We start from the raw sequence: 7,630 nt of genomic DNA on the forward strand, positions 1-7,630 counted from the left end.
TGGAACGGTGTATCAAGTTCCGGGTAAAAGGAACGTCCCTGTGGTAAACAGCGGAATACGAACCTGTCTGAGTGCAACCCGAGAAAGGTAACCCTGATGATCACCGTCGAATTCTTGCTGACCACGCTGATCGTGGTGCTGATGCCCGGGGCTGGGGTGCTGTGCACGGTGGCGGCGGCGCTCGCCCAGGGCCGAGCGGCCGGCTTTTACGCCGCGCTGGGTTGCACGTTGGGTATTATTCCTCATCTGCTGGCGACAGTGCTGGGGCTGGCGGCGATCATGCACACCAGTGCGGTGGTGTTTCAACTGGTGAAGTTCGCCGGGGTGGCTTATCTGCTCTATCTGGCCTGGATGACCTGGAAAAACGGGCTACAGCTCCAGGTGTCCGGAGACGCCGCCGGAATTCGTCCTCTGGTGGTTATCGGCCGTGCCTTTCTGGTCAATGTTCTTAACCCGAAACTCAGTCTGTTCTTCCTGGCGTTCCTGCCTCAGTTTATTCCGCCGGGCAGCCCGTCTCCCTTTGCGCAGCTGTTATTGTTAAGCGGTGTTTTGATGGCGATGACGTTCGCCGTGTTTGTCTGCTATGGGCAACTGGCCCATGGTTTCCGGCGGGTGATCATGGCGTCGCCGCGAGTGCGGAACGGTTTGCGCAGAGGGTTCGCCGCCGCCTTTGCCGGTTTGGGCGTGCAGCTGGCGATCAGTGGACGTTGAAGCGGGTGGTTGCCGATAGGTAGAGTGCCAGGGCGATACTGCGGAGGTGCGAGAGGGCATGGTGAAAGGATTTCGCCTCAAAAGGGGGCTATGGGCTTTGCTTGTTGTTGTGGCGGCCGGTTTACTGCTCCCGGAACATGCTCGCATTCCAGTGCAAGGCGCCACGGCCAGTGATTGGCACCCGAAATCCTTCTGGTTTGAACCCTGGGGCGCTTCCGGCGTGCATAAAGGCATCGATATCTTTGCCGTCCGGGGGACGCCGGTGGTTTCCGCCGTTCCTGGTATCCGATTGTATCAGGGGGAACTCAGCCTGGGCGGGAAAGTGGTGATCGTACTGGGGCCGAAATGGCGCCTTCACTACTACGCGCATCTGAATGAGCCGGCCACTCCGGTGCCACTATGGGTGGCGAAAGGGCGCCAGATAGGCGGGGTCGGAGATTCCGGCAATGCCAGGGGGAAGCCTCCTCATTTGCATTATTCGGTACTGTCCTTGATTCCGCTGCCGTGGCGGATAACAACGGAGACGCAGGGCTGGAAGAAGATGTTCTTTCTCGATCCTGTCGATGTGCTTACCCCGCGGGGACACTGAAAACCATCCATTCTCCACCATGGCCGTCCTGGCGCCTCCCCTCTCCCTGTTTATAGCGCTCCATGAAAACCATTCATTGGTCATGTCGGGCCAGCCCCACCTAGGCTAGGGTCGATTCGTTCAGCCCATGACAACAACAAGGAGCTGCCATGACTGCAAGCCAGGCCTCGGGCCAGGTCAGGGACGCGGCGGTGTTCGCGGCGGAGCCGGTGTATCAGGCACTGGAAGAAACCGCGGCCCGCTTTCCGCAACATCCCGCTCTGTATTTTGAAAGCGTGCGGCTTTCCTACGCCGATTTTCATCGTTTGGTAAACCGGGCAGCCAGAGGCTTTCAGGACCTGGGTGTGAAACCCGGCGTTCATGTCGGTCTGTTTCTCGGCAATACGCCTCACTACGCCATCGCTTTTCTTGGTGTGTTGAGAGCCGGTGGTACCGTCGTCAATTATTCCCCTCTGGATGCGGAACGTACCCTGGCGCACAAGATTGAAGACAGCCATAGCGACATCATGGTGACGCTGGATGTGCCGGAGCTGCTGCCGCGGATCCGGGGTTTTCTGGAGACCTCCCGTCTGCGGACTCTGGTGGTGGGTACGACCATGGACTTCGCCGGGGAGGGCGCCACCGGCGCCGAGCCAGAGGCGGCCGTCCTCAGCTTCGCCGGCTTGCTCGACAATGAGGGGGACTTCCATCCCTATCCGGTGGCGGACCCGGAGAACACTCTGGCGGTGCTTCAGTACACCGGTGGCACCACCGGGGTTCCCAAAGGAGCGGAGCTGACTCACGGTAATCTTACCCGTGGTTGTCAGCAGTTGATGTTGGCGCTGGCCGGTGATCTGAGCCCGGGCGAGGAAAAAGTGCTGGCGGTGCTGCCCCCGTTCCATATCTATTCGATGACGGTGAACCTGCTGTTTGGTATCCGTCTGGCGGCGGAGCTCTATTTGCATAGCCGCTTTGATCCCGATGCGGTACTCAACGCGGTGCATGAGCATCGCCTGTCGGTATTGCCGGCGGTGCCGACCATGTTCATCGCGCTGATCCATCATCCGAAGGTGGCGGAGTACGATCTTACTTCCTTGCGATTGTGTAACTCGGGCGGCGCTCCTTTGCCGGTGGAGGTGCGGCAGCGCTTCCAGGAACTCACCGGGTGCCGTCTCGGTGAAGGCTGGGGGATGACCGAGACCACCGCCGTGGGCACCTACACGCCGCTCACCGGAAAGCGACCACCGCAAGGTTCCTGCGGCTGCCTGGTGCCCGGTGTGGCGATGAAGATCGCGCCCATGGACGCGGAAGGCTCCCTGGCCCCGGGCGAGCGCGGCGAGATTTGCGTCACCGGTCCTAATGTCATGCCGCGCTACTGGAACAACCCTGATGCCACCGCGGCCTCGTTCACCGGGGACGGTTACTTCCGCACCGGCGATGTGGGCTACCTGGACGAGCACGGCTATGTGTATATCGTCGATCGCACCAAGGACATGATTCTGTGCAGTGGCTACAACGTCTATCCGCGAGTGATCGAGGAAGCCATCTATGAGCACCCGGACGTGGAAGAGGTGTCGGTGATCGGCGTAAAGGACAGCTATCGGGGACAGTCTCCCATGGCGTTTGTTCGCCTGCGCCAATCCGCCGCGCCCTTGACGCTGGACACACTGCAGGCGTTTCTCGCCAATCGTCTTGGCAGGCACGAGATGGTACGTGCCTTGGAATTGCGTGATGAACTGCCGAAGACGCCGGTGGGCAAGCTGTCCAAAAAAGAACTCTATGATGAGACGGCGTCTTTTTCCTTGTGATGACGTCGCCTGATCCTGATCAGGAGAATAATGATGAAACCAAGAGGATACCTGGCGCTGTTGGCGCTCACCGCCGCTTTCATGTCGGGACCGGGGTACGCCGAGTCCCTGCGTTTCGCTTCCGGTTACCCGCCTAACTCGGTGGCGGAACAGGCCGCTCAGAAGTACACGCAGGTCTTGAAGGATGAGACGGACGGCGCGCTTACCGCCCGGGTTTTTTCGCTGACGCTGCTTAATTTGCTGGAGAGCTCCGCTGGTGTGCGTGACGGTATGGCGGACGCGGCCGTGGTGCTGTTCCCGTATTTCCCGGGGGAATATCCGCGCATCAATATGCTGGCGGAGATCTCCATGTTGCTCAACGCCGGTGGTGAAGATCCCGCCCATGCGGGGCTGATATTCACCGGTGCCTTCTCCGAGTTTCTGTTCCAGTCCTGCCCGGGTTGTCAAAAGGAACTGGCCGCGCAGAATCAGGTCTTTCTCGGATCCGGGTCCACTCCAACGCTGCCCTTGCTGTGTACCACGCCGATCCGGGAAGCAAAGGAACTGGCGGGTAAACGGGTACGAACTTCCGGTGCCCAATGGGCCCGCTGGGTGGAAAAAATGGGGGCCACGCCGATTACCATGTCGGTGAATGAAATCTACGAAGGGCTGAACCAGGGAGTGGTGGATTGCACCGTGCAGACCACCACGGAGCTGTCGATCTTCAAACTGGACGAAGTGGTGACGGATATCACTCTGGGCGTCCCGGGCGGCGTGTTCGGCGGTTCCGGTGTCAACAATATGAACCGCGATACCTGGCGGGGGCTGAGTGACGCCGAGCGTCGTGCGGTATTGAAAGCCTCGGCGGTATTTTCCGCGGAAGCCTCCTGGGGATACGACGAACTGGGTGCGCGGAACCTGGCCGCCGCGAAGGAAAACGGCATCACTGTGCATCAGGCCGGTGACGCCTTCCGGGCCGCTACCCTGGCCTTCATCGATAAGGATGTGGAAACCATCGCGGAAAACTACCGCAAGCGCTATGGCGTGGAGAATGCCGCTGAGCTGATTGATGCTTTCCGGCCTTTGTTACAGCGCTGGCAGGACCTGGTGGACGGTGTTGAGAGTCCGGAGCAGTTGGCGCGGCTGTATTGGCGCGAGGTGTTCTCGAAAGTCGATCCGGCCCGTTACGGTATGTGATTGGAAGCGGGGGAGCCGTCAGCCTGGATTCTGCTGATTCCAGAAAGCGTCGATCAGCGGCTCTCCCAGTCGCTTCTCCAGAGCGAACAAGCCCACTTCGTAAGCTTCCAGCCGTGGCTGCACGTCGAGAATACGGATGCGGTTGGCGAGGGGGCTGTTGTCGAGCACGATCTGCGGCACCACGCCGATGCCGAACCCCAGACTGACCATGCTGACGATGGCTTCATTGCCGCTGACCTGAGCATAGATCTGCGGGCGTAGCCCCAGATCGCGAAACCAGCGGTCGGTGCGCTCCCGGGCCAGGCCCTCCTCGGACAGAATCATCGGCACATCGCTCCAGGCGTTACCGCTGGCCTTGCCGGACAGCCGCTCGGCCAACTGCGGCTGGCTGGCGGGGGCGATGAAGAGCAAGGCGGAGCGGGTTACCGGGTGAAAGGCGATGCCGTTGGGCATCTGCACCGGACGGGCGCCGACGGCGATGTCCTCGGTGCCGGCCAGGACCCGTTCCTCGGCCTGAGCCGGGTCGCCAGTGTGCAATTTGATTTCGATGCGGGGAAAGTTGGCGCGGAAGCTGCTGAGCATGTCGTGGAGAAAGCTGTAGCTGGCGGTGACCGAACAGTACAGGCTCAGCTCACCACGGAGCACCCGCTGGTCATCCTGCAGCGCCAGGCGTACCGTGTTCCAGTCGCTCACCGCTTGGCGGGCATAGTCGCGGAAGCGTTCCCCCTCGCGGGTCAGGCTGACCCGGCGATTGTCCCGGTACAACAGAGTGGTGCCTACTTCCTGCTCCAGTTGCCGGATGCCGCGGCTCAGAGCGGAAGGGCTGATGTGGCACAGACGGCTGGTTCGCCCGAAGTGCAGAGTCTCTGCCAGGGTCAGGAAGTATTCCAGAGCGCGGATATCCATCGGCGGTCCATGGGGGTGATTTGTATTGCCAAATTCGGCATGCAGCGTTGCAAATATATCATTTTACGCAATGCCCCGGATAGCCTATCGTGACCAGCCAGTGCTGGCCTGCCGGGCCGCTTCGCATTCACTCCACACATTCATTGCACAACAGGATTACGACCATGCAAGTCTATTACGACAAAGACTGTGACCTCTCTCTGGTCCAGGGCAAGAAAGTGGCCATCGTTGGTTACGGCTCCCAGGGCCATGCCCATGCCAACAACCTGAAGGATTCCGGTGTGGACGTAACCGTGGCGCTGCGTCCGGGCTCCGCCTCCGCCGCCAAAGCGGAAGCCGCCGGCCTCAAGGTCACCAGCGTTCCGGAAGCGGTCAAGCAGGCTGACGTGGTCATGGTGCTGGCTCCGGATGAATACCAGGCCGCTATCTATCAGAACGAGATCGAGCCGAACCTGAAGCAGGGCGCGACCCTGGCATTCGCTCACGGTTTCTGCATCCATTACAACCAGATCGTGCCGCGCAAGGACCTGGACGTGATCATGATCGCGCCGAAGGCCCCGGGCCACACGGTGCGCACTGAGTTCACCAAGGGCGGTGGTATCCCGGATCTGATCGCGATCTTCCAGGACGCGTCCGGTCAGGCCAAGGATCTGGCACTGTCCTACGCTTGCGGTATCGGCGGTGGCCGCACCGGTATCATCGAGACCACCTTCAAGGACGAGACCGAAACCGACTTGTTCGGTGAGCAGGCGGTACTCTGCGGTGGCTGCGTGGAGTTGGTGAAAGCGGGCTTCGAAACGCTGGTGGAAGCCGGATACGCGCCGGAGATGGCTTACTTCGAGTGTCTGCACGAGCTCAAGCTGATCGTCGACCTGATGTACGAAGGCGGCATCGCCAACATGAACTACTCCATTTCCAACAACGCGGAGTTTGGCGAATACACCACCGGTCAGGAAGTGATCAACGACCAGTCCCGTGAAGCCATGCGCAATGCCCTGAAGCGCATCCAGAATGGCGAATATGCGAAAATGTTCATTTCTGAAGGCGATCTGAACTATCCAAGCATGACCGCCCGGCGTCGCCTGAATGCGGAGCACCCGATCGAGCAGGTGGGCGAGAAGCTGCGTAGCATGATGCCCTGGATCCAGGCCAACCAGATCGTCGACAAGAGCAAGAACTGATAGCGGCTCTGTGTCCATGATTGACGAAAACGCGCCTTCGGGCGCGTTTTTTTATGGCCGCGATTCGTGGCGGGCACCCTGGCGTCCCGGGCGCCGGAGCGAGGTGGCGCCAGGAAATTTTTTGTTGGGGGCGGCTGCGTTAGACTAGGCGGACCTTTTCAGTCGGCGAAACATCATGACCAAGCAGCAAGAGGACGCCCCGCAGAGCGGGACGCCGGAAACCTTCGAGGTGGTGGAAGCGGAACAGCGCACCGGGGCGCGCTACAAGGGGGTGTATCTGCTCCCCAACCTGTTCACCACCGGGGCCCTGTTCGCCGGCTTCTACGCCATCGTCGCCGCCATGAATGGCCTGTTCGAGAACGCCGCCGTCGGCATTATCGTCGCCGGTATCCTGGATGGCATGGATGGCGGCGTGGCGCGGCTGACCAATACCCAGAGCAAATTCGGGGCGGAATATGACTCTCTGTCCGACTGTGTGGCCTTTGGCGTGGCGCCGGGGCTGGTGGCCTATTCCTGGGGGTTGTCGGAGCTGGGCAAGTTCGGCTGGATGGCCGCGTTCATCTACGTGGCCTGTGCGGCGCTGCGTCTGGCACGCTTCAATGTGCAGGCGGAAAGCACGGACAAGCGTTTCTTCATCGGGCTGCCCAGCCCCACCGGGGCCGGGTTGGTGGCGACCCTGGTCTGGCTGGGGGCGAGCCGTGGCATGGACGGTAATGACATCTCCTGGATCGTGGCCCTGGTGGTTGCGGGGGCGGGCTTGCTGATGGTGTCTTCGGTGCGCTATCACTCTTTCAAGGAATTTCATATCGGGAGAGTGCCGTTCAAGGTTCTGCTCGGGGTCATCGTCGCGTTCGCCATCGTTTTCCTGGATCCGCCGCTGGTGTTGTTGAGTGTGGCGGTGATCTATGTGGTGGTGGGGCTGTTGCTCAATCTCTGGCAACTGCGCAAGCGATCGGACAGCTGATCGGGCTCGAATCCGGATTTCCGAGGGGGCGCCATTGGCGCCCCTTCTTTTTCCCGGATGGGATCGGGAGGGCGAAAATGGTTGAAAAACCAGCGCCATGGAGTAAAAAATAGACGTTTCAGAGGGTGTTCGCTTAAAAGGTGACCGTTTGATAAAAAAGAGATGAAAAAGGTGTTGACGCCCTGACGGAAATCCCTAGAATGCGCCCCCACAACGACGGCGGACACGGCGCCACGCCAAACGAGGCAACGCCAGGAAGTCGTCGGGAAGCAAGGCTTCCAACGCTCTTTAACAATCAGGCAAGCAAACGTGTGGG

General features: G+C 60.4%; 7 protein-coding genes. 6 read left to right on the forward strand and 1 reads right to left on the reverse strand.

Annotated elements, in window-relative coordinates; translation table 11 throughout:
* Positions 1-96 precede the first annotated feature (96 nt).
* The 4 genes from A6D6_RS14330 to A6D6_RS14345 all read left to right on the forward strand — a co-directional run bounded on the left by A6D6_RS14330 (position 97) and on the right by A6D6_RS14345 (position 4,263).
* Positions 97-711: a LysE family translocator gene (locus A6D6_RS14330; RefSeq protein WP_133492834.1), complete on the forward strand. Its 615-nt coding sequence runs from the start codon at positions 97-99 to the stop codon at positions 709-711.
* A gap of 58 nt (positions 712-769) precedes the next feature.
* On the forward strand, positions 770-1,300 hold the full coding sequence (locus A6D6_RS14335; protein WP_159661107.1) for a M23 family metallopeptidase: 531 nt from the start codon (positions 770-772) through the stop codon (positions 1,298-1,300).
* 149 nt (positions 1,301-1,449) lie between these two features.
* Complete coding sequence (locus A6D6_RS14340; RefSeq protein WP_159661108.1) at positions 1,450-3,087, forward strand: long-chain-fatty-acid--CoA ligase; 1,638 nt, start codon at positions 1,450-1,452, stop codon at positions 3,085-3,087.
* A 30-nt stretch (positions 3,088-3,117) separates the two neighbouring features.
* Positions 3,118-4,263, forward strand: a complete 1,146-nt coding sequence (locus A6D6_RS14345) for a C4-dicarboxylate TRAP transporter substrate-binding protein (RefSeq protein ID WP_159661109.1) — start codon at positions 3,118-3,120, stop codon at positions 4,261-4,263.
* Positions 4,264-4,281: 18 nt separating this feature from the next.
* Here the strand turns inward: A6D6_RS14345 and ilvY are convergent, their stop codons facing one another.
* Positions 4,282-5,169: an HTH-type transcriptional activator IlvY gene (gene ilvY / locus A6D6_RS14350; RefSeq protein ID WP_133492830.1), complete on the reverse strand. Its 888-nt coding sequence runs from the start codon at positions 5,167-5,169 to the stop codon at positions 4,282-4,284.
* Between the two features lie 155 nt (positions 5,170-5,324).
* On the opposite strand from ilvY, the gene ilvC reads away from it, so the two are divergent.
* Together ilvC and pssA are read left to right on the forward strand one after the other, a co-directional pair.
* A complete protein-coding gene (gene ilvC / locus A6D6_RS14355) occupies positions 5,325-6,350 on the forward strand; it encodes a ketol-acid reductoisomerase (RefSeq protein ID WP_342352132.1) in 1,026 nt (341 codons plus the stop codon).
* A 175-nt stretch (positions 6,351-6,525) separates the two neighbouring features.
* Positions 6,526-7,314, forward strand: coding sequence for a CDP-diacylglycerol--serine O-phosphatidyltransferase (gene pssA, locus A6D6_RS14360; RefSeq protein ID WP_133492829.1), 789 nt, complete (start codon positions 6,526-6,528; stop codon positions 7,312-7,314).
* Positions 7,315-7,630: the final 316 nt, after the last annotated feature.

Origin of the sequence: Alcanivorax xiamenensis (assembly GCF_009846745.1) — a bacterium.
GTDB classification, from domain to species: domain Bacteria; phylum Pseudomonadota; class Gammaproteobacteria; order Pseudomonadales; family Alcanivoracaceae; genus Alloalcanivorax; species Alloalcanivorax xiamenensis.